Origin of the sequence: Amnibacterium endophyticum (assembly GCF_042680685.1) — a bacterium.
Lineage (GTDB): Bacteria > Actinomycetota > Actinomycetes > Actinomycetales > Microbacteriaceae > Amnibacterium > Amnibacterium endophyticum.
On the sequence record NZ_JBHUEA010000001.1, the window covers coordinates 96,091 to 116,665 of the forward strand.

Consider the following 20,575-nt stretch of genomic DNA (forward strand, 5'->3'; position numbering starts at 1 on the left):
TGCTAGGGTGTAATCAATGAAGCAGAACGTAGCGACGGCGGACGGCGAGCACAAGACCCTTCCGCGACCGAAGCGGAAGTACGACTCGACGCGGCGGCAGCAGCAGGCCGCGGAGACGCGGGAGCGGATCCTCGACGCGGCCGCGGCGTGCTTCGCCGAGGTCGGCTACGCCCGCACGACGATGGGCCGGATCGCCGAGCGCGCCGGGGTGTCGGTGGAGTCCGTGCACCTCGCCGGCCCCAAGCGGGCGCTGCTCATCGCGGCGTTCTCCCGAGCGTTCGTGGGCGAGGAGACGGAGCAGGCGCTCGAGGACGGCGTCTACGCGGGCGTGCTCGCGCTCGAGGACCGCGACGAGTTCGTCGACCGCTTCTCGCACGTGGTGCTCGAGGGCCAGCGCGCGGGCATCGGGATCTGGCGCGCGCTGTCGGCCGCCGCGATCGAGGAGCCCGAGGTCGCCGCGCTGTACGCCGACCTCGCCGGGCGGCGGCGGCGCGACACCGTGCTCGGCTGCCGGGCCCTCGCCGACAAGGGCTGGCTGCGCGACGACCTGCCGCTCGAGGAGGTCGCCGACACCCTCGCCCTCGTCGTCGGGTTCGACCCGTACCAGCTGTACGTGCTCGACTTCGGCTGGCCGGAGGAGCGGCTGCGCGCCTGGACCGCCCGCCTGCTGGAGGCGGAGGTGCTCGCCCCCCGATGAGCCGAAAGGGGTGACGCATCAGGGGAAGCGCGCCATCATGTCGGCATGCCCGAGATGCCCGAGGTCCACGCGCTGGCGAGCGACCTGTCCGTGCGGCTCGAGGGGCGCACCATCGCCCGGCTCGACGTCTCCGCCTTCTCCGCGCTGAAGACGTTCGACCCGCCGGTGTCCGACGTCGCGGGGCGCGAGGTGCGGGACGTCACGCACCACGGCAAGTTCCTCGACCTGGACCTCGGCGACCTGCACGTCGTGATCCACCTCGCGAAGGCGGGCTGGATGCGCTGGTACGACGTCCTGCCGGCGCCGCGCACCGGCCGTGGCGCGCTCGCCGCGCGGATCGTGCTCGACGACGGCTCCGGCGTCGCGATCACCGAGGCGGGCACGAAGAAGTCGCTCGCCATCCACGTCGTCCGCGACCCGCTGGAGGTCGAGCGGATCGCGACGCTCGGCCCGGACCCGCTGGACCCCGCCTTCACGCGGGCGCGCTTCGCCGAGGTGCTGCGGGCGGCCGGCCGGGCGCAGATCAAGGGCGTGCTGCGCGACCAGTCGCGGATCGCCGGCATCGGCAACGCCTACTCCGACGAGATCCTGCACGCCGCGCGCATGTCGCCGTTCAAGCCCGCGGCGATGGCCGACGAGGAGGTCGACCGCCTGTTCGACGCGATGCGCTCGGTGCTGGAGGACGCGATCCGCCGCTCCGATGGCCTGGCGATGGCCGACCTGAAGGGCGAGAAGCGGTCCGGGATGCGGGTGCACGGCCGCACGGGCGAGGCCTGCCCGGTGTGCGGGGACACGGTGCGCCGGGTCCGCTTCGCCGACAGCGAGCTGCAGTACTGCCCCACCTGCCAGACGGGCGGCAAGCCGCTCGCCGACCGCGCGCTCTCCCGCCTCGGCATCACCACCTGAGGCGCCTCACATCGCGAGCGCTGCCGCTCCAGAGCACCCGGAGCGGCAGCGCTCGCGATACGGAGGTCGTGCCGATCAGACCTGCCCGGCCGTGAAGCGATCGACCTTCCGGTGGAAGCGCATGCCGGCGAGGCCGCCGAGCAGCGCGCCGCCCAGGCTGAAGACGATCGCGACGACCAGCGCCCAGATCCCGGTCGTGGTGGCGATGCTGCCGCTGATCGGCAGGCCGGTCGCGTTCAGCTGCGAGAAGGCACCCGACTGCGCTCCGGCGATCGCGCCCGCGACGGCGACGACCACGGCGATGATGACGGCCCACAGCCAGACCGCGAGGCCCTGCTTGGCGCCGCTGAAGCGGGCCATGCGACCGGCGACGTAGCCGCCGACCCAGTAGCCGGCGAACAGCACGAAGGCGAGCACCGCGATGCCGCCGGCCGCCGCAGCCGCCTGGACGTTCCCGTCGCTCGCGGTCGGCATCTGGACGTTCAGCCCGATCAGGCCGAGGACACCCGTCACGAGGGCGGTGAGCAGCACGACCGCGCCGGTCGCAGTCAGCCAGCCGAAGAAGGCGAGGAAGAAGCGCATCCCGCCGAACTCGGCCTTCTCGCGCTCCCGCCGATCGGCGAGGGGCGCCTCGCGCCGGTCGCCGACGACCTCGGTCCGCCGGTCGGCCCCGGCCTCGTCGCGCCGGTCGGTGACGGCGCCGTCCCGCCGCTCCGGGTCGGTGTCGCGGAACTCGTCGTGGCGGTCGACGGGCTGCTCGTCGTCGCGGGTCCGCTGCTCGGCCATGGTCGCTCCTGGGTGCTCGAGCGCGCGGGACGGGTCTCCCGCGCGCGAGCCGCCGACGCTACGGACACCGGGCGACGACGAAGCGGACTCCCATCCCTCTCACAGTGCGCGAGGAGGTCATCAGCAGCAGGCCCACGAAGAGCCAGGGCTCAGCGGATCGACCCGCCGCAGCACCTGCGTCAGGCGAGGCGGCGCATCCAGCCGTGGTGGTCCGGCAGGCGGCCGTACTGGATCCCGGTCAGCTCGTCGCGGAGGCTCATCGTCAGCGCACCCGGGTCGCTGTCGGGCGCGCCGATCTCGAAGTCGCGGGCCTTCAGCCGGCCGATCGGCGTGATCACCGCCGCGGTGCCGCAGGCGAACGCCTCGACGATGTCGCCGGACTCCACGCCCGCGCGCCACTCGTCGATCGAGAACCGGCGCTCCTCGACCACGTGGCCGCGCTCCTCCGCGAGGCGGATGACCGAGGAGCGCGTGATGCCCTCCAGGATCGTGCCGAGCGCGGGGGTCACGACGCGGCCATCGGCGTAGACGAAGAACACGTTCATGCCGCCGAGCTCCTCGACGTACGTCCGCTCCTCGGCGTCGAGGAACAGCACCTGCTGGCAGCCCTGCTCGTACGCCTCCGCCTGCGGCAGCAGGCTCGCCGCGTAGTTGCCGCCGGTCTTCGCGGCGCCGAGGCCCCCGCGACCGGCGCGCGACCAGTCCTGCGACAGCCAGATCGACACGGGCCGGACCCCGCCGGCGAAGTAGGCGCCCGCGGGCGACGCGATCACGTGGAACTCGGCCTCGTGCGCCCCTCGGACGCCGAGGAACGCCTCCGAGGCGATCATGAACGGACGCAGGTACAGGCTCGTCTCGGGCGCGGAGGGCACCCAGTCGGCGTCGATGCGGACCAGGTGCTCGATCGCCGCGAGGAAGTCCGCCTCCGGCAGCTCGGGCAGCGCGAGGCGGCGGGCGGAGCGCTGCAGCCGCTCGGCGTTCGCCTCCGGCCGGAAGGTCCAGACCGAGCCGTCGGCCCAGCGGTACGCCTTCAGCCCCTCGAAGATCTCCTGCCCGTAGTGCAGCACCGCCGCGGCGGGGTCGAGGGAGAGCGGGCCGTACGGCTTCACGACGGCGTCGTGCCAGCCCCGCTCCTCGCTCCAGGAGATGGTGACCATGTGGTCGGTGAACTTCGCGCCGAACTTCGGGTCGGCGAGGATCGCCTCCCGCTCGGCGTCCGCGCGGCGGGCGGGCGAGGGGGTCGTGTCGAAGGCGAGCGCGAAGGACTCGGTCGTGGTCATGCGGGGCTCCTAGCGGGGCGGAAGGGCTGCGAGCACCCCGTCGCCGACCTCGGCCGTCGTGCGCGGCGAGCCGTCGCGGGCGGCGAGGTCCGCGGTGACGGCGGCGGTGATCCGGGCGGCGGCCTCGGACATGCCGAGGTGCTCCAGCAGCAGTGCGGTGGAGAGGATGGCGGCGGTCGGGTCCGCCTTCCCGGTGCCCGCGATGTCGGGCGCCGAGCCGTGCACCGGCTCGAACATGGAGGGGAAGGCGCCGCTCGGGTTCAGGTTGCCCGAGGCGGCGAGGCCGATGCCGCCGCTGATGGCGGCGGCCAGGTCGGTGAGGATGTCGCCGAACAGGTTGTCGGTCACGATCACGTCGAAGCGGGCGGGATCGGTGACGAGGAAGATCGTGGCGGCGTCGACGTGCAGGTAGTCGACCGCGACCTCTGGGTACTCGGGCGCGATCGCGTCCACCGTCCGGTGCCACAGCGAGCCGGCGAAGGTCAGCACGTTCGTCTTGTGCACGAGCGTCAGGCCGTTGCGACGGGCCGACGCCTGCTCGAAGGCGTACCGCACGACCCGCTCGACGCCGAAGGCGGTGTTGACGCTGACCTCGTTCGCGACCTCGGCGGGGGTGCCGACGCGGATCGCCCCGCCGTTGCCGACGTACGGGCCCTCGGTGCCCTCGCGGACGACGACGAAGTCGACCTCCCCGGCGTCCCGCAGCGGTGAGACGACGCCGGGCCAGAGGCGGGTGGGACGCAGGTTCACGTAGTGGTCGAGCGCGAAGCGCAGCTTGAGCAGCAGCCCGCGCTCGATGTTCGCGTCCTTCAGCCGCGGGTCGCCCGGCACCCCGCCGACCGCGCCGAGCAGGATCGCGTCGTGCTCGGCGATCGCGGCGAGCTCGTCGTCCGGCAGCACGTCCCCGGTCTCGAGGTAGCGGGCCGCGCCGAGCCGGAACTCCGTCGTCGCGATCTCGGCCTCGCCGTCGACCGCGGCGCGCAGCACGCGCAGCCCCTGCTCGACGACCTCCGGGCCGATCCCGTCGCCGCCGACGACCGCGAGACGAACCGTGCGCACCGCGCCAGGCTACCGCCGTTCATTTCGTAGGCGGATCTCGCCCGCGCGGCCCGATCCGCCTGCACGATGAAAGTCCGGCGGGCTACTCGACGTCGAGGTCGACGGCGGTGAAGCGGACCGCGTCGATCCGCTGCCGGACGTCGTCGAGGACCTCCTGCGGCGCCTCGGAGTCGATCGTCAGCACGGACAGCGCCGTGCCGCCCTCGACGTCGCGGGCGATCTGCATGCCCGCGATGTTCACACCCGCCTCGCCGAGCGCCGCCCCGTACTGCGCCACGATGCCGGGCCGGTCGGTGTAGCTGAAGACGACGTGGTGGCGGGCGATCGGCACCTCGACGTCGTACCCGTCGATCTCGGTGATCTTCTCGATCTGCTTCGGCCCGGTCAGCGTGCCGCTGACGGAGTGCGTGGAGCCCGACGTGGTCGCGCCCTTCAGCGTGATCACGTTGCGGTAGTCGGCGCTGGCCGCCTCGGTGATGAGGCGCACCTGGATGCCGCGCTCCTCCGCGAACAGCGGCGCGTTCACGTAGGACACGTTCTCGGTGAGGGTGCGCACGAAGAGGCCCTTCAGCGCCGCGAGCTTCAGCGCGCTGACGTCGTAGCCGGACAGCTCGCCGTGCACCTCGACGTCGAGGCTCGCGATCGGGCCGTCCGCGAGCGCCGCGAACACCTGGCCGAGCTTCTCGACGAGCGGGATGCCGGGCCGCACGTAGGGGTCGATCACGCCGCCCGCGACGTTCACCGCGTCGGGCACCAGCTCGCCGCCGAGCGCCAGCCGCACGCTGCGGGCCACCGCGACGCCGGCCTTCTCCTGCGCCTCGTCGGTCGAGGCGCCGAGGTGCGGCGTGACCTGCAGGTTCGGCTGCGCGATCAGAGCCGGGTCCCGCGGCGGCTCCTGCACGAACACGTCGAGCGCCGCTCCCGCGATGAGCCCCGCCGAGAGCGCGCGGGACAGCGCGGCCTCGTCGACGATGCCGCCGCGGCTCGCGTTCACGATCCGCAGCCCCGGCTTCGCGACCGCGAACTCCGGGTCGCCGATCAGCCCGGTCGTCTCCGGGGTGCGCGGGATGTGGACGGTGACGAAGTCCGCCTGCCGCATCAGCTCGTCGAGCGGCAGCAGCGCGACCCCGAGCTGCTGCGCGCGGGTCGGGGTGACGTAGGGGTCGTAGGCGACGAGGGTGACGCCGAAGGGCGCGAGCCGCTGCGCGACGAGCGTGCCGATGCGGCCGAGGCCCACGATGCCGACGACCTTGTCGTACAGCTCGACGCCGGTGAACGCGGAGCGCTTCCACTCCCCCGCCTTCAGCGATGCGTGCGCGTCGGGGATGTGCCGGGCGAGCGCGAGCAGGTGGCCGATGGCGAGCTCCGCGGCGGAGACGACGTTGGAGGTCGGCGCGTTCACGACCATGACGCCGGCCTTCGTGGCGGCGGGGATGTCGACGTTGTCGAGGCCCACGCCGGCACGTGCGACGACCTGCAGCCGCCGACCGGCCGCGACGGCCTCGGCGTCGACCTGCGTCGCGGAGCGGACGAGCAGCGCGTCCGCGTCGGCCAGCGCCGCGAGCAGCGCGGGGCGGTCGGTACCGTCGACGTGACGGACGTCGAAGTCCGGCCCGAGGGCCTCGACGGTGGCCGGGGACAGCTCCTCGGCGATCAGGACGACGGGCTGGGGCACGCGGGGATCCTTCAGGGTCGGACGGGCTGGCCGCGGACGAGCCTAGTGAGGCGCCCGCGCCCGCGAGGAACCGTGACGCCGCCTGACGCCGCTCCCCCGCTGCGCTCAGCGGGCGGAGGCCGCCTGGAAGATCGGCAGCAGGTCGGCGAAGAGCGGGTGCGCCGGCTCGATGCCGGTGACGACCGTCACCGCGCCGTCGGGCTCCTCCTCGTGGAGGATGCGCTGCAGCTCGACGCTCTCGGGGTCCTCGGGCACGTCGAACCGCAGCGCGGCCTCGACGCCGCGCAGCAGCGCCGCACGCGGCAGGTCGCGCTCCGCGAGCTGGGAGGCCGGCCCGATGAAGCGCTCGTTGCGGCTCAGCTTCCGCATCGGGCCGCGGCCGACGCGCTCGACGGTGTCCGGCAGGTCCGGGTTCGACAGCCGCTTCAGGATCTTCTCGCCGTACGCGGCCTGCTCGCCCTCGTCGAGCCCGAACTTCGCGACGAGCAGCGAGCGGGTCTCGCCGATCGCGGCCTCGACCTCGGCCCGCACCCGCGAGTCGGTGATCGCGTCCGTGATCGAGTGGATGCCCGCCGCGAAGCCGTGGTAGGCGGCCGTGGCGTGCCCGGTGTTGACCGTGAACAGCTTCCGCTCGATGAACGGGGCGAGGTCGTCGACCCAGTGCACACCCGTGATCGCGGGCGGCTCGCCGCCGAACGGCGTGCGGTCGATCACCCACTCGAAGAACGGCTCGAGCGTCACGTCGAGGCCCGCGTCGGCCGCCTGCGCCGGGACGATGCGGTCGATCGCCGTGTTCGCGAAGACCGCGACGGCGTCGAGCCGGTCGGCGTCGACCTCGGGCAGCGCCGCCCGCACGTCCGCCTCCAGCTGGCTGGTCGCGTTGATCGCGTTCTCGCACGCGAACACCGCGATGCGGCCGCCGTCGATCGCGTCCTGCCCCGTCTCGATGCGGCGCTCGATGCCGCGCGCGATCACCGGCGCGACGAAGGGCAGGACCCGCGGGCCCACCGCCGTGGTGACGACGTCGGCGGTGCTGATCTCGTCGATCAGCCGCGCCTCGTCGTGGCGGCTGTTCACCGCGCGGAAGTCGGTGACGACGTGCTCGCGGCCGCCCTCGCCGATCTCGATCACGCGGTAGGAGTCCGCGGCGTCGAGCGCGTCGATCAGCTGCTCCGCCACGTCGGCGAACACGACCTCGTACCCGCTCTCGTGCAGCAGCTGACCCACGAACCCGCGGCCGATGTTGCCCGCGCCGAAATGCACCGCCTTCATGCCCGGGACGCTAGCGGGTGCGCCTCCGAGCCGTCGAGGCTCCGCTCAGGCGCTGACGACGGGCCCGCGGGCGCGGAACCCGAGCGCGAAGACCGCGAGCCCGAGCACCGCGGCGGCCGCGCCGGCGAGCGGGACGAGGGCGGCCGACGACGCGAGCGCGGCCCCGCCGACGACCGGCGCCAGACCGATGCCCGCGTACATCGCCGTCGAGAACCAGGCGAGCACCACCCCCGCCGCAGCGGGGTCGACGGCGACCAGGCGGTGCTGCACGGGCACCGTGATCGCGAACGCGGCGAGCCCCCAGAGCGCGAAGACCGCGACGTCGAGCGCGAAGGAGGCGCCGAGCAGCGACAGGGCGACGAGCACGACCGCCTCGCCCGTGAAGGCGACCGCGGCGACCCGGCCGGCGCCGTGCCGATCGGTCAGGCGGCCGGCGAGCGCCGTCCCGGCGACGCCGAAGACGCCGTACACGAGCAGCAGGACGGCGAGCAGCCTGCCGTCGCCCCCGGTCGCCTGCCGGGTCACGGCCGCGCTGTAGATGTAGACGATGTTGAAGCTCGCGGTCACGAAGACCACGGAGACGAGCGGGAGCGCGATGCGCGCGTCGCGCAGCGGCACGAGCCGCGCGGCGAAGGGGACGACCGCGGGCTCGGGCAGCCCCCGGACGGTCGCGGCGACGGCGGCGGCCAGCACGAGGGCGGCCCCCGCGAGGACGCCGAGCGCGGACCGCCAGCCGCCGACCGACGCGAGCGCGGTGCCGAGCGGCGAGCCGACCGCGGTCGCGAGCGTGAAGCCGAGGCCCGCGATCGCGAGGGCGCGGCCGCGCAGCTCGGGCGGCAGCAGGGTGGGGGCCGGAGCGGTCGCGGCGGGCACCAGCGCTGCACCGCCGACCGCCGCGAGCACCCGCCCGGCGAGGAAGAGCCCGTAGCCGGGAGCGGCGACCGCGACCGCGGTGCCCGCCCCGACGAGCAGGATGCCGCCCGCCAGCACCGCGACGCGCGGCACCCGGGCCAGCGCGACCGACGCGACCGGGGCGAGCACCGCCACCACCACCGCGTAGACCGAGATCGACCCGCCGACCGCCTGCGGGGTGACGCCGAGGTCGGCGGCGACCTCGGGGAGCAGCCCGGCGATGACGAACCCGTTCGTGGCGACGACGAACAGGCACGCGGCGAGCAGGCCGAGACGGATCCGCAGCGCGAGGGGCATGGAGTACTGTTCGACCGCCGTCACACCATCACGCTAGGCAACGGTTCGAAGCATGTCAAACAATCAGCCCGAGTACCCGATGCCTGCGATGGAGGACGTCCACCTCGTCGACGTCCTGCGCGCGCTCGGCGATCCGGTCCGCCTGCGGATCGTGCGCGAGCTGGCCGACGGCGAGCCGCATCCGAAGCAGCTGACCGGGTGGGGGTTCGACCTGCAGAAGTCGACCGTCTCGCACCACTTCCGCACCCTCCGCGAGGCCGGGCTGACCGAGACGCGCGTGGAGGGACGCGCGCACTTGATCCGGCTGCGGCGCGCCGAACTCGACCACCGCTTCCCGGGCCTCATCGACTCGGTGCTCTGAGCCGGGCTCAGAGCGACCCGGTGCCCGCCTGGAAGAACGCGAGCTGGCTCATGCCGAGGGCCTGCGACGCGCAGAGCGCGACGAGCAGGATCACGGCCCAGGGCGCGAGCCCCCGCCGCCGCCCGGCGACGACCGCGGCCGCGAAGGCGACGACGGGGATCGCCAGGCCGACGAGCAGGACCAGCCAGGCGAAGACGCTCAGCTGCTGCTGCACGGACGCGGCGAAGCGCGTCCAGACGAGCAGGTTCGAGATCGCGCCGAACACCTGCCAGCCGAACGCCGCCGCGAACGGGACGGCGACGGCGGTCCGCAGCGCGACGCCCCTCACAGCGCCCCCAGCATGAACGGCCACGGCACGAGCAGCACCGCGCCGAGCAGCAGCCACGCCAGCCGCGGGCTCGGCCTCCGCACCCGCCAGAGCACGGCGGCGAACCAGACGAGCGGCGCGGCGGCGGCGAACCCGCGCAGCACCGCGGTGATCCAGTAGGACGCCGTCGCAGCGCCCGAGCCGGGGACGCCGAGGGTCCGCACGATCGGCGGCAGCAGCAGCCCGCGGATCCAGAGCGCGGTCTCGAGCACCGCGACGCCGCCCAGCACCCCGAGCACCAGCAGCCCCGTCGCCCCGCCGGCCCCGTCCCGCGCCTCCGGCCCCGCGGCCGGAGCGGGAGCGGTGCGCGCGGGCGCCTGCAGCCGGTCGTCGCCGTCCCAGCTGAGCGCCTCGTCGTCGTCCGGGTCGCTCACGCGTCGCCTCCCGGGTCGGTGATCCGCAGCACGACCCGGTCGGCGTCCGCGCCGAGCACGCGCTCCACCGCCTCGACGAGGCGCAGCTGCCAGCCGTACTTCGCCCCGAGCGCGCGGAGCAGCGGGCGCTGCTCGTCCGCGTCGACCACGAGCCGCGCCTCCCCCTGGGCGACGGGCGCCCCGGGCCGCACCCGCCCGCGCATCGAGCACTCCTGCAGCCGCACGCGCGGATCGCGGCGCAGCCGCTTCGCCTTCCCGGTGGAGCCGCCGGTCATCACGACCAGCGCGTCGCCGGCGGGCGCGACCCAGACCGGGGTGGTGACGGCCGCGCCGGAGCGGCGGTAGGTCGTGAGCGCGACGTACCGACGGCGGCCGGCGGCGCGGAGCGCGGGGGTCATCCGGGCCAGGGTACGGGGCACGGCCAGGTGCGCGCGGTGGAGTGGGCGGATGATCCCTCCTCAGGTCGCCGTCCGCGGCGTCATGGCCACCGCGCTCGCGGGCATGGGCGCGCTGCACCTGGTGCCGGGTGCGGCCAGGCGGATGGCCGCGATCGTGCCGCCCGCCATGCGCGACCGGCCGCTGTCGGCGAGGCAGCTCGTCCTCCTGACCGGCGGATGCGAGCTCGGCGTCGCCGCGGGGCTGCTCGTGCCCGCGACGCGGCGGGCGGCCGGCGCGGCGCTCCTCGTCTTCTACGCGGCGGTGTTCCCGGCGAACGCCTACGCCGCGCAGCACCCGGAGCGGTTCGGCGCGATCGCGGTGCCGCTCGTGCCGCGGGCCGCCGGTCAGGTCGCGATCGGCGCGCTGACGGCGTGGGCGGCGTTCGGGCGCCGCTGAACGACGACACCCCGCCGGCGGAGCCGGCGGGGTGTCGTGGAGCGGAGGGGCTCAGCCCGTGAAGCGGGCGACCATGCCGTTCAGGTCGCCGGTGCGCACCGGCACCTCTCGGACGAAGGCGCCCGGACGCGGGGCCTCGATCATGTTGCCGCCGCCCGAGTAGATCGCGACGTGGTACTTGTCGCCGCCGAGGCCCCAGAACAGCAGGTCGCCCGGCTGCGCCTGCGAGTAGGGCACGAGGAGGCCGCGGGCCCGCGCCGTCGTGTACTGCACCGTGGCGCCGTGGCCGCCGATGCCGATCCCGGCGGACTGGAACGCCATCATCGTCAGCCCGGAGCAGTCCCACGAGCCGGGGCCCGCGGCGCCGAACACGTACGGCTCGCCGATCTGCGCCCGCGCGAAGGCGAGCACGCGAGCCGCCGTCGAGGCGTTGCCGGAGACGGCGAGGGAGGAGCCGCCGCTCGAGGCGGAGCCGCCCGTCGAGCCCGAGCCCGAGCCCGAGGAGCCGCCGGAGCCGTTCGAGGCGGAAGCAGCAGCGGCGCGTGCGGCCGCCGCCGCGCGGGCGGCCTCCTCGCGCTGCTGCTTCGTCTCGGTCTGCTCGACGAGCTCCACCGCCTCCTGGGCGGTCTTCTTCGCGGTCGAGTACGCGGCCTGCGCGGAGTGCGCGCTGACGGCGGCCCGGTCGGCGGCCTCGCCGGCCTGCGCCTGCAGCGCCGCGGCCGTGTCGCTGTCGCGCTTGGCGTCGACGGCGAGCTGCGTGGTGTCCTCCGTCAGCGCGCTGACGCGGCTGAGGTTGTAGAGCACCTTGCCCGCGCCCTCGCCGGACAGCAGGACCTCGGTCGTCTGGCCGACCGTGCCGCCGCCGCGGGCGAGCGTCGAGGTCACCGCCGCCGCACGGATGCGGGACTTCGTGGCCACCTGCTCGGCGTGGTCCGCGGCGAGGCGCAGCGCCTCGGCGGTGTCCGCGGCGTCCTTCGAGGCCGCCTGGGCCTGGTGGTACGACTCCTCGGCCACGGCGGCCTTGCGCATCGCCTTCTCGGCGCGGAGCTTGATCTGCCCGATGCACTGCACGGCCTGGCGGTCCGACGCCGCGTGGACGTCCTTGCAGGCGGTCGGGGCGGTGGGCGCGGCGGTCGCGGAAGCCGCGCCGGCGGTGAAGAGGGCCGCGGTGAGCGCGGCGGTGGCGGCCGCTGCTGCGACGCTCCGGGTCCGGATGGGCACGGTTCGGTTTCCTCCTGGGTTCGCATCGCGGCACCGGGGATCCGGCAGCGGTCCCCGTCAGCGCGCAGGAGGAACAGATGGACTGGGTCGAGGACGAGGCCTGGCGCGCTGGTGCGACGGGGTGGTCGCGATGTTCGGCCGACGAGGTGGGGTGGTCGGCCGCGGGGAAGTTAGCAAGGTTCCGAGGGGATCGCACACCCTGGGCGTTACCGGACCGTGACCTCCGCGCGGCGTGTCGCTCTCCTTCGAGGCCGAGAACGTGGGCTATGGCCGCGAAAACCCTGGGCAAGCGCTTGATCTTCTTGCATCACGAGGCGGGCGCCCGATTTTTGTGCACGTTCGTGCAGGAACCGCTGGTGCATGCGTGCACGGCGGCGACGAACCCCCCTCCGCCCCTCGGGCGCTTCCGGGGCGCACCGGCTCCGCGCGCCGGGGCGAAGCCGCCTGCGCCGGACCCCGGAATGGTTCGCGCGGGGACGACGAAGGGGGCCCGGCCGGGCAGAACCCGGCCGGACCCCCTTCGGAAGGAGCGCCTCAGCGCGCGACGGAGCCCTCGCGGTAGTCGTCGTCCGACTTGCGCCAGGCGAAGAGCTTCCGCAGCTCGCGACCGGTCTCCTCGATCGGGTGCTGCTCGCCCTTCTCGCGGAGCTCGAGGAACTCCTTGCCGCCGTTGTCCTGGTCGTCGATGAACCGCTTCGCGAAGGCGCCGTTCTGGATGTCCGCGAGGACCGCCTTCATGTTGTCCTTCACGTGCGGGTCGATCACGCGGGGGCCGGAGACGTAGTCGCCGTACTCGGCCGTGTCCGAGACGCTCCAGCGCTGCTTGGCGATGCCGCCCTCCCACATGAGGTCGACGATCAGCTTCAGCTCGTGCAGCACCTCGAAGTAGGCGATCTGCGGCTGGTAGCCGGCCTCGACGAGGGTCTCGAAGCCGTACTGGACGAGCTGCGAGGTGCCGCCGCAGAGCACGGCCTGCTCGCCGAAGAGGTCCGTCTCGGTCTCCTCGGTGAAGGTGGTCTTGATGCCGCCGGCGCGGAGGCCGCCGATGGCGCGGGCGTAGGACCACGCGAGGTCCCAGGCCTTGCCGGTCGCGTCCTGCTCCACGGCGACGATCACCGGCACGCCGCGGCCGGCCTCGAACTCGCGGCGCACGGTGTGGCCGGGGCCCTTCGGGGCGACCATGACGACGTCGACGCCGGCGGGCGCGGTGATGTAGCCGAAGCGGATGTTGAAGCCGTGGCCGAACAGCAGCGCCTTGCCGTCCTTCAGGTTCGGCGCGATGTCGTCGGCGTACAGGTGCCGCTGCACCTGGTCGGGCGCGAGGATCACGATCAGGTCGGCCCACGCGGCGGCGTCCGACGGGCTCTCGACGCGGAAGCCGGCGTCCTCCGCCTTCTGGCGGCTCTTCGAGCCCTCCTTCAGGCCGACGACGACCTCGACGCCGCTGTCGCGCAGGTTCAGCGCGTGCGCGTGGCCCTGGCTGCCGTAGCCGATGACCGCGACCTTCGTGTTCTGGATGATGGAGAGATCGGCGTCGCTGTCGTAGACGATGTCGGTCATGGCCTGCCTTCCGTGAGGTGCCCGTGCGGGCCGGGCGTGGTGGGTCGGGATGCGCTTCAGGAGCGCGGGAGCGACGCGGTGATGCTCTTGGGGCCGCGCCCGATCGCGAGCAGCCCGGACTGGGCCAGCTCGCGGATGCCGTAGGGCTCGAGCATCCTGAGCAGCCCGGCCGTGCGCTGCGCGCCCGCGACCAGCTCGATGACGAGCGCCTCCGGGGTCACGTCGACGACCTGGGCGCGGAAGAGCTCGACGATCTCGAGCACCTGCGGCCGGGTGCCGGCGTCCACGCGCACCTTGATCAGCACGTGCTCGTGCAGCACGGACTGGTCGGGCTCGAGCTCGACGATCTTGATCACGTTGATCAGCTTGTTCAGCTGCTTCGTGACCTGCTCGAGCGGCAGCTCCTCCACGTCGACGACCGCGGTGATCCGGGACAGGCCCGCGACCTCGCTGCGGCCGACGGCGAGCGACTCGATGTTGAAGCCGCGGCGGGCGAACAGCCCGGCGACGCGGGTGAGCAGTCCCGGCTTGTCCTCGACGAGCAGGGAGAGCACGTGCTGCGTCATGCCGACTCGTCCCCGGCGAGGGTGGTGCGGTCGGCGTCGACGGGCTCGGGCAGCGCGAGGTCGGCGTCCTGGCCGTTCGGGGCCTCGTCGCCGTCCCAGTCGGGCGCGTTCTCGCGGGCGTACTGGACGTCCGAGTTGCCGACGCCCTGGGGCACCATCGGCCACACCATCGCGTCCGCCGAGACGACGAAGTCGATGACGACGGGCCGGTCGTTCGTCTCGAGCGCGAGCCGGATCGCGTCGTCGACCTGGTCCTCGGACTCGACGCGGATCCCGAGGGCGCCGTACGCCTCCGCCAGCTTGACGAAGTCCGGCACCCGCACGCTGCCGTGCCCGGTGTTCAGGTGGGTGTTGGAGTAGCGGCCGTCGTAGAACAGGGTCTGCCACTGCCGCACCATGCCGAGCGACGAGTTGTTGATGACGGCAACCTTGATCGGGATGTCGTTCAGGGCGCAGGTGGCGAGCTCCTGGTTCGTCATCTGGAAGCAGCCGTCGCCGTCGATCGCCCACACCACGCGGTCGGGCTGCGCGACCTTGGCGCCCATCGCGGCGGGGACCGAGTAGCCCATCGTCCCCGCGCCGCCGGAGTTCAGCCATGCGTTCGGGCGCTCGTAGCGGATGAACTGCGCGGCCCACATCTGGTGCTGCCCGACGCCGGAGGCGTAGACGGCCTCCGGGCCCGAGAGCTCGCCGATGCGGGTGATCACGTGCTGCGGCGAGAGCAGGCCGTCCGAGGTCGGCGTGAAGCCGAGCGGGAACTGCCGCTGCAGGTCGTGCAGGCGCTCCCACCACGCGGCGTAGGGCTGCTCGGGGCGCTTCCCCGCGGCGGCCACGAGGTCGGCGAGCACCTCCTTCGCGTCGCCCACGATCGGCACGTCGGCGACGCGGATCTTGCCGATCTCCGCCGGGTCGATGTCGATGTGCACGACCTTCGCGTCCGGCGCGAACAGCGCCGCCTTGCCGGTGACGCGGTCGTCGAAGCGCGCGCCGATCGCGACCAGCAGGTCCGCCTCCTGAAGCGCGAGCACCGCGGGGACCGTGCCGTGCATGCCGGGCATGCCGAGGTTCGACGGGTGGCTGTCGGGCAGCGCGCCGCGGGCCATCAGCGTCGTGACGGCGGGCGCACCGGTCGCGTCCGCGAGCGCCCGCAGCTCCTCGTGGGCGTGCGCGCGGATCACGCCGCCGCCGACGTAGAGCACCGGGCGCTCGGCCTCGGCGAGCAGCTGGGCGGCCGCCTGCACCTGCTTGCCGTGCACCTTCGCGATCGGGCGGTAGCCCGGCAGGTCCAGCTTCGGCGGCCAGATGAAGGGCGCGGTCTCCTGCTGCGCGTCCTTCGTGATGTCGACGAGCACGGGTCCGGGGCGGCCGGTGGAGGCGATGTGGTGCGCCGACGCGATGGCGGCCGGGATGTCGGCGGCCTGCTTGACGAGGAACGAGTGCTTCGTCACCGGCATCGTGATGCCGACGATGTCGGCCTCCTGGAACGCGTCCGTGCCCATCAGCGTCGAGAACACCTGACCCGTGATCGCGAGCAGCGGCACGGAGTCCATGTAGGCGTCCGCGATCGCGGTGACGAGGTTCGTGGCGCCGGGGCCGGAGGTCGCGATGCAGACGCCGACCCGGCCGGACGAGGCCGCGTAGCCCTCCGCGGCGTGCCCGGCGCCCTGCTCGTGGCGGACCAGGATGTGGCGCAGCGCCGTGCTGTCGAGCAGCGGGTCGTAGACGGGCAGGATCGCGCCGCCCGGCAGCCCGAACACGTCGGTGACGCCGAGCATCTCGAGCGTGCGGACGACGGCCTGCGCGCCGGTCAGCAGCTCCGGCTCGGGGGCGCGGGTCGCGTGGGCCTCGCCGCCCGCGGCGCGCACCTGGGGGCGCACGGCGGAGGGCAGCGGCGTGGTCGGGTTGGCCATCGGGGTTCCTCTGCTGAAGAGGTGCAGCCGGACTAGCCGGTCACCGCGCCGACGGCGGCGGACTGCACGAGCTTGGAGTACTTCGCGAGCACGCCCCGCGTGTAGCGGGGCGGCAGCGGCGCCCAGCCGTCCCGGCGGGCGTCGAGCTCGGCCGGGTCGACGAGGACGTCGAGCGTGCGGGCGGCGATGTCGACCCGTATCGGGTCGCCGTCGCGCAGGAAGGCGATGGGTCCTGCGTCCACCGCCTCGGGGGCGATGTGGCCGATGCAGAGGCCGGTTGTGCCGCCTGAGAATCTGCCGTCGGTGAGCAAGAGTACATCCTTGCCGAGACCCGCCCCCTTGATGGCGGCGGTGATCGCGAGCATCTCGCGCATGCCCGGGCCGCCCTTCGGCCCCTCGTAGCGGATCACGACGACGTCGCCGGCGTGGATCTCGCCGTTCGTGAGGGCGTCCATCGCGCCGCGCTCCCGCTCGAACACGCGGGCGGGGCCCTCGAAGACCGCGGCGTCGAAGCCGGCGGTCTTCACGACCGCGCCCTCCGGCGCCAGCGAGCCGGTGAGGATCGTGAGGCCGCCGGACGCGTGGATCGGGTCCTCGAGCGGGCGCAGCACCGTGCCGTCGAGCGGCGCGATGTCCATCTCCGCGAGGTTCTCCGCGACCGTCCTCCCGGTCACGGTCAGGCAGTCGCCGTGCAGCAGGCCGGCCTCGAGCAGCGCCTTCATCACGACCGGCACGCCGCCGACCCGGTCGACGTCGTTCATCACGAAGCGACCGAACGGCTTCAGGTCGCCGATGTGCGGGACCTTGGAGCCGATCCGGTTGAAGTCCTCGAGCGTCAGGTCGACCTCGGCCTCGTGCGCGATCGCGAGCAGGTGCAGCACCGCGTTCGTGGAGCCGCCGAACGCCATGACGATGGCGATGGCGTTCTCGAACGCCTCCTTCGTCATGATGTCCCGGGTCGTGATCCCCCGCTTCAGCAGGTTCACCACCGCCTCGCCGCTGCGGTGCGCGAGGTAGTCGCGGCGGCGGTCGGCGCTCGGCGGGGCGGCGCTGCCGGGCAGCGCCATGCCGAGCGCCTCCGCGACCGACGCCATCGTGTTCGCGGTGTACATGCCGCCGCAGCTGCCCTCGCCGGGCGCGAAGGCGCACTCGATGCGCTTCGCGTCCGCCTCCGACATCCGGCCCGCCTTGACCGCGCCGACCGCCTCGAACGAGTCGATGATCGTGATGTCCTTCTCCGTGCCGTCGGAGAGCTTCACCCAGCCGGGCGCGATCGAGCCGGAGTAGACGAAGACGCTGGCGAGGTCGAGCCGGGCGGCGGCCATCAGCATGCCGGGCAGGGACTTGTCGCAGCCGGCGAGCAGGACCGAGCCGTCCAGGCGCTCCGCCTGCATGACCGTCTCGACGCTGTCGGCGATGACCTCGCGGCTGACGAGGGAGAAGTGCATGCCCTCGTGGCCCATCGAGATGCCGTCGGAGACGCTGACGGTGCCGAACTGCAGCGGGTAGCCGCCGCCGGAGTGCACGCCCTCCTTCGCCGCCTGCGCGAGCCGGTCGAGGCTCAGGTTGCAGGGCGTGATCTCGTTCCAGGACGAGGCGATGCCGATCTGGGGCTTGTCCCAGTCCGCGTCCCCCATCCCGACGGCGCGCAGCATGCCGCGGGAGGTCGTCGCCTCGATGCCGTCCGTCACGACGCGCGAGCGCGGCTTCACGTCCACGGCGGTCTCGGATCCGGGCGTTTCCAGCATGTTTCTCAGGCTACCGGCCGCCGCAACCTCCGCCTCCGCGCCCGCTCGGGCCCCTTCCGGACATCCGGGCCCGCCGTGCCGCACCCGGATGTCCGCAACGCCCCCGCGCGGAGAGGAGGCCGCGCGAAGGGGAGGATGCCGGTCCGCTCCTCCCCAGGCCCGGATCCGCGGCCGCGGCCGGATCCGCCGCCCGGCCAGCACCTCGCCCGGGCCACCATCCCCGCGTGGATCCCTGGAGCATCGAGCTGATCGTGACCGCGACGGGCCGGATCGACGACGCCGAGCGTCGCGCCGTCTCGCGCGACGTCGAACGCGGGCTGCTGCACCGCGTGCGCCGCGGGGTGCAGGTCGACGCGGCGGAGTGGGAGGGAGCGACCGGTCCGGACGGCGAGCGCGCCCGTCACGTCGTCGCGATGCGGGCGCTCGCCGAGGTCGCGCCCCGGCCGCCGGTCTTCTCCCACTGGTCCGCGGCCGTGCTGCACGGGCTGCCGACCGTCGGGCGCCGGCTGGACCGGGTGCACGTGCTCGTGCAGGACGACCGTCTGCGGGGCGTGCAGGGCACCTGCGCCCGAGTCCTGCCGGTGCAGCCCGGCGAGGTGGTGCGGATGGGCGGGCTGCTCGCGACGGGATCGGCGCGGACCGCGATCGACCTGGCGGACGCCGGGCCGATCGTCGGCGGCATCATGGCGGCGGACGCCCTGCTCGCCGCCGGCCTCCCGCGGGCGCTGCTCGAGCAGGCTGTCGACCTCGCAGGGCCGCGGAAGGGCCGGCGCCGCATCGACGACGCGGTCGCGTTCGCGCATCCCGGCGCCGAGTCGGCCGCCGAGTCGCAGAACCGCTGGAGCATGCACCTCCTCGGGCTCGCCCCGCAGCAGCTGCAGCACCGGGTGCTCGACCGCGGCCGGCTGGTCGCCGTCGTCGACACCTGGGACGAGGAGTCGGACGTCGCGTGCGAGGTCGACGGCGACGTGAAGTACCTCGACCCCGTGATGGCACCGGCCGGAGCCGGGCGGGCCGTCATCGCGGAGAAGCAGCGGGAGGACCTGCTGCGCTCCTGCGTCGCCGGGCTCGCCCGCTACGGGTACGCCGTGGCCGCCGACCCGGTGCGCCTGCGGCCGGTGCTCGCCCGCGCGGGCCTGCACCCGGCCCGCGTCCGCCCCGCCCTGGCGGACTGGGCGCGGGAGGCACGCGCCGCGCGACCCCGCCGCCCTCGCTGACGGGCGCGTCGCGGACATCCGGGTCCGCCGCGGCGGGCCCGGATGTCCGCAACGGGCCCGGGCCGGGTCAGCGGACGAGCCGCGCGCCGAAGTGGTCCGCGGGCAGGTGGGGGCCGGCGCCCGTCAGCTGCTCGCGGAGGGTGCCCGTCGACGGCTCCTCGGGCAGACGGCCGCGGCGCCGCAGCTCCGGCACCACGAGGCGTGCGAAGTCCTCGAGGTCCGTCGGCGCGAAGATCGGCTCGAGCAGGAAGCCGTCGAGCCCGGTCTCGTCCATCAGCGACTCGAGCTCGTTCGCGACCTCGGTCACGGAGCCGGTGACCTGGAACCCGCGGGTGCCGCGCCCCTTCAGCTGATCGAGGATCTGGCGCACGGTCGGCGCGGGCGAGCCGTCCTTCGGCAGGAACCGGTCGATGTTGCTCTGCCCCATCTGCCCCGCCTTCCCGGTCCCTCCTGAGCCTGCCGAAGGGTCGTCCGCGAGCTGCTCGAGGGAGCGGTTCGGGTCGAGCGACAGCAGGTCGATGCCCGTGTTGCCGCTGTAGAGCACGTTCACGACCTCGTCGGTCTGCAGCGCGTCGAACTCGGTGCGCTGCGCGAGCGCCGCCTCCCGCGTCTCCCCCACGGTGACCGAGACGCCGACCATGATCCGGAGCGACTCGGGGTCACGGCCCTGCTCGGCCGCCCTGGCGCGGATGTCGGCGACGTTCGCGGCGGTCGCGGCGACCGTCGTGCCCTGCACGAAGACGCACTCCGCGTTGCCGGCGGCGTACTCGCGCCCGCGAGCGGAGGTGCCTGCCTGGAACAGGACGGGGGTGCGCTGCGGCGACGGCACGACCGCGAACCAGCCGGAGGAGCGGAAGTGGTCGCCCTCGAACTCGACGGGGTGCACCTTCTCCGGATCCGCGTACACCTGCGCGTCGCGGTCCTCGAGCACCGCGTCGTCGTCCCAGCCGGTCTGCCAGTAGCGCAGCGCGAGCTCCAGGTACTCGTCGGCCTGGTCGTAGCGGTCGTCGTGCCGGCGCATCGCGTCGTGGCCGAACAGCCGCGCGATCACGTCCTGACTCGCACCGGTGACGATGTTCCATCCGACGCGGCCGCCGGTCAGGTGGTCGAGCGTGGCGAACTTCCGCGCCGTCTGCAGCGGGTGGTCGAGGCCGGTGGAGGAGGTCACGACGAAGCCGAGCCGCTTCGTGGCGTGCGCGAGCACCGGGATCAGGTAGGCGGGATCGATGCCCGGGAAGTTGATCCCGCCGGCGGGCGACAGCGGGTGCAGCTCCCCGCGGACCGTCGGGTAGCCGTAGCCGTCCGCGAAGAAGAGGAAGTCGAACCCCGCCTCGTCGAGCAGCCGGGCGACGTCGATCCAGTAGCCGGGCTCCCGGTACCGGATGGAGGCGCTGCGCGGGTGCGGCCAGCTGAGCGTGCCGCCCACCTGGGGACCCGCCACCTCGAACACGCCGAGCCGCATCCGCTTCATGAAGCACTCCTTCGTTCCTGGGCCGGTTGCGGACGTCCGGGCCCGGCACAGCGGACCCGGAT

General features: G+C 73.8%; 20 protein-coding genes. 5 read left to right on the forward strand and 15 right to left on the reverse strand.

What is annotated here, in order from left to right; genetic code table 11:
• Positions 1–16: 16 nt before the first annotated feature.
• Positions 17–697 (forward strand): TetR/AcrR family transcriptional regulator, encoded by a 681-nt coding sequence (locus ACFSBI_RS00500; RefSeq protein WP_377931222.1) that lies wholly within the window; start codon positions 17–19, stop codon positions 695–697.
• Between the two features lie 45 nt (positions 698–742).
• Positions 743–1,603 (forward strand): Fpg/Nei family DNA glycosylase, encoded by an 861-nt coding sequence (locus ACFSBI_RS00505; RefSeq protein WP_377931223.1) that lies wholly within the window; start codon positions 743–745, stop codon positions 1,601–1,603.
• Positions 1,604–1,678: 75 nt separating this feature from the next.
• Here ACFSBI_RS00505 and ACFSBI_RS00510 read toward each other — a convergent pair whose 3' ends face one another.
• From ACFSBI_RS00510 to ACFSBI_RS00535, 6 genes are all read right to left on the reverse strand, one after another.
• Positions 1,679–2,389 (reverse strand): hypothetical protein, encoded by a 711-nt coding sequence (locus tag ACFSBI_RS00510; protein ID WP_377931224.1) that lies wholly within the window; start codon positions 2,387–2,389, stop codon positions 1,679–1,681.
• 179 nt (positions 2,390–2,568) lie between these two features.
• Positions 2,569–3,669, reverse strand: a complete 1,101-nt coding sequence (locus ACFSBI_RS00515; protein ID WP_377931225.1) for a branched-chain amino acid aminotransferase — start codon at positions 3,667–3,669, stop codon at positions 2,569–2,571.
• Between the two features lie 9 nt (positions 3,670–3,678).
• Complete coding sequence (locus tag ACFSBI_RS00520) at positions 3,679–4,728, reverse strand: 3-isopropylmalate dehydrogenase (RefSeq protein WP_377931226.1); 1,050 nt, start codon at positions 4,726–4,728, stop codon at positions 3,679–3,681.
• Between the two features lie 82 nt (positions 4,729–4,810).
• Positions 4,811–6,403 (reverse strand): phosphoglycerate dehydrogenase, encoded by a 1,593-nt coding sequence (serA, locus tag ACFSBI_RS00525; protein ID WP_377931227.1) that lies wholly within the window; start codon positions 6,401–6,403, stop codon positions 4,811–4,813.
• A gap of 105 nt (positions 6,404–6,508) precedes the next feature.
• Positions 6,509–7,675: a mannitol-1-phosphate 5-dehydrogenase gene (locus tag ACFSBI_RS00530; RefSeq protein WP_377931228.1), complete on the reverse strand. Its 1,167-nt coding sequence runs from the start codon at positions 7,673–7,675 to the stop codon at positions 6,509–6,511.
• A gap of 45 nt (positions 7,676–7,720) precedes the next feature.
• A complete protein-coding gene (locus tag ACFSBI_RS00535; protein ID WP_377931229.1) occupies positions 7,721–8,908 on the reverse strand; it encodes an MFS transporter in 1,188 nt (395 codons plus the stop codon).
• Between the two features lie 28 nt (positions 8,909–8,936).
• Between ACFSBI_RS00535 and ACFSBI_RS00540 the strand changes: the two genes are divergently transcribed.
• Positions 8,937–9,245 (forward strand): ArsR/SmtB family transcription factor, encoded by a 309-nt coding sequence (locus ACFSBI_RS00540; RefSeq protein ID WP_377931230.1) that lies wholly within the window; start codon positions 8,937–8,939, stop codon positions 9,243–9,245.
• A 7-nt stretch (positions 9,246–9,252) separates the two neighbouring features.
• On the opposite strand, the gene ACFSBI_RS00545 is transcribed toward ACFSBI_RS00540, so the two are convergent.
• From ACFSBI_RS00545 to ACFSBI_RS00555, 3 genes are read right to left on the reverse strand one after another with little or no spacing between them, the layout of a single operon-like run.
• Positions 9,253–9,573 (reverse strand): hypothetical protein, encoded by a 321-nt coding sequence (locus ACFSBI_RS00545; protein ID WP_377931231.1) that lies wholly within the window; start codon positions 9,571–9,573, stop codon positions 9,253–9,255.
• Entirely contained in the window at positions 9,570–9,986 is a 417-nt protein-coding gene (locus ACFSBI_RS00550) for a hypothetical protein (protein ID WP_377931232.1), read from the reverse strand. Before ACFSBI_RS00550 ends, ACFSBI_RS00545 begins: the two co-directional genes overlap by 4 nt.
• On the reverse strand, positions 9,983–10,384 hold the full coding sequence (locus tag ACFSBI_RS00555; protein WP_377931233.1) for a PPOX class F420-dependent oxidoreductase: 402 nt from the start codon (positions 10,382–10,384) through the stop codon (positions 9,983–9,985). The genes ACFSBI_RS00550 and ACFSBI_RS00555 overlap by 4 nt, the downstream gene beginning before the upstream one ends.
• 49 nt (positions 10,385–10,433) lie before the next feature.
• Here ACFSBI_RS00555 and ACFSBI_RS00560 point away from each other — a divergent pair, with 49 nt between their 5' ends.
• Positions 10,434–10,820 (forward strand): DoxX family protein, encoded by a 387-nt coding sequence (locus ACFSBI_RS00560; protein ID WP_377931234.1) that lies wholly within the window; start codon positions 10,434–10,436, stop codon positions 10,818–10,820.
• A gap of 51 nt (positions 10,821–10,871) precedes the next feature.
• On the opposite strand, the gene ACFSBI_RS00565 is transcribed toward ACFSBI_RS00560, so the two are convergent.
• The 5 genes from ACFSBI_RS00565 to ilvD all read right to left on the reverse strand — a co-directional run bounded on the left by ACFSBI_RS00565 (position 10,872) and on the right by ilvD (position 17,825).
• The gene (locus tag ACFSBI_RS00565; protein WP_377931235.1) at positions 10,872–12,041 is read right to left on the reverse strand and encodes a C40 family peptidase; all 1,170 of its coding nucleotides are present in this window, start codon (positions 12,039–12,041) and stop codon (positions 10,872–10,874) included.
• Between the two features lie 534 nt (positions 12,042–12,575).
• Positions 12,576–13,601, reverse strand: coding sequence for a ketol-acid reductoisomerase (gene ilvC, locus ACFSBI_RS00570; RefSeq protein ID WP_377931236.1), 1,026 nt, complete (start codon positions 13,599–13,601; stop codon positions 12,576–12,578).
• A gap of 56 nt (positions 13,602–13,657) precedes the next feature.
• Positions 13,658–14,167 carry an acetolactate synthase small subunit gene (gene ilvN / locus ACFSBI_RS00575; RefSeq protein ID WP_377931237.1) on the reverse strand — a complete coding sequence of 170 codons (510 nt, stop codon included), beginning with the start codon at positions 14,165–14,167 and terminating at the stop codon, positions 13,658–13,660.
• The gene (locus ACFSBI_RS00580; RefSeq protein WP_377931238.1) at positions 14,164–16,077 is read right to left on the reverse strand and encodes an acetolactate synthase large subunit; all 1,914 of its coding nucleotides are present in this window, start codon (positions 16,075–16,077) and stop codon (positions 14,164–14,166) included. Before ACFSBI_RS00580 ends, ilvN begins: the two co-directional genes overlap by 4 nt.
• Before the next feature lie 32 nt (positions 16,078–16,109).
• A complete protein-coding gene (gene ilvD / locus ACFSBI_RS00585) occupies positions 16,110–17,825 on the reverse strand; it encodes a dihydroxy-acid dehydratase (protein WP_377931239.1) in 1,716 nt (571 codons plus the stop codon).
• A 224-nt stretch (positions 17,826–18,049) separates the two neighbouring features.
• Between ilvD and ACFSBI_RS00590 the strand changes: the two genes are divergently transcribed.
• Complete coding sequence (locus ACFSBI_RS00590; RefSeq protein ID WP_377931240.1) at positions 18,050–19,042, forward strand: hypothetical protein; 993 nt, start codon at positions 18,050–18,052, stop codon at positions 19,040–19,042.
• Between the two features lie 67 nt (positions 19,043–19,109).
• Here the strand turns inward: ACFSBI_RS00590 and ACFSBI_RS00595 are convergent, their stop codons facing one another.
• Positions 19,110–20,513, reverse strand: a complete 1,404-nt coding sequence (locus ACFSBI_RS00595) for an NtaA/DmoA family FMN-dependent monooxygenase (RefSeq protein WP_377931241.1) — start codon at positions 20,511–20,513, stop codon at positions 19,110–19,112.
• Between the last annotated feature and the right edge of the window lie 62 nt (positions 20,514–20,575).

Excerpts from the sequence above, each read along its gene's own strand:
- ACFSBI_RS00500 (WP_377931222.1), top strand. The coding sequence starts at position 17 with ATGAAGCAGAACGTAGCGACGGCGGACGGCGAGCACAAGACCCTTCCG.
- ACFSBI_RS00505 (WP_377931223.1), top strand. The coding sequence starts at position 743 with ATGCCCGAGATGCCCGAGGTCCACGCGCTGGCGAGCGACCTGTCCGTG.
- ACFSBI_RS00510 (WP_377931224.1), bottom strand. The coding sequence starts at position 2,389 with ATGGCCGAGCAGCGGACCCGCGACGACGAGCAGCCCGTCGACCGCCAC.
- ACFSBI_RS00515 (WP_377931225.1), bottom strand. The coding sequence starts at position 3,669 with ATGACCACGACCGAGTCCTTCGCGCTCGCCTTCGACACGACCCCCTCG.
- ACFSBI_RS00530 (WP_377931228.1), bottom strand. The coding sequence starts at position 7,675 with ATGAAGGCGGTGCATTTCGGCGCGGGCAACATCGGCCGCGGGTTCGTG.
- ACFSBI_RS00540 (WP_377931230.1), top strand. The coding sequence starts at position 8,937 with ATGTCAAACAATCAGCCCGAGTACCCGATGCCTGCGATGGAGGACGTC.
- ACFSBI_RS00555 (WP_377931233.1), bottom strand. The coding sequence starts at position 10,384 with ATGACCCCCGCGCTCCGCGCCGCCGGCCGCCGTCGGTACGTCGCGCTC.
- ACFSBI_RS00560 (WP_377931234.1), top strand. The coding sequence starts at position 10,434 with ATGATCCCTCCTCAGGTCGCCGTCCGCGGCGTCATGGCCACCGCGCTC.
- ilvC (WP_377931236.1), bottom strand. The coding sequence starts at position 13,601 with ATGACCGACATCGTCTACGACAGCGACGCCGATCTCTCCATCATCCAG.
- ilvN (WP_377931237.1), bottom strand. The coding sequence starts at position 14,167 with ATGACGCAGCACGTGCTCTCCCTGCTCGTCGAGGACAAGCCGGGACTG.
- ACFSBI_RS00580 (WP_377931238.1), bottom strand. The coding sequence starts at position 16,077 with ATGGCCAACCCGACCACGCCGCTGCCCTCCGCCGTGCGCCCCCAGGTG.
- ilvD (WP_377931239.1), bottom strand. The coding sequence starts at position 17,825 with ATGCTGGAAACGCCCGGATCCGAGACCGCCGTGGACGTGAAGCCGCGC.
- ACFSBI_RS00595 (WP_377931241.1), bottom strand. The coding sequence starts at position 20,513 with ATGAAGCGGATGCGGCTCGGCGTGTTCGAGGTGGCGGGTCCCCAGGTG.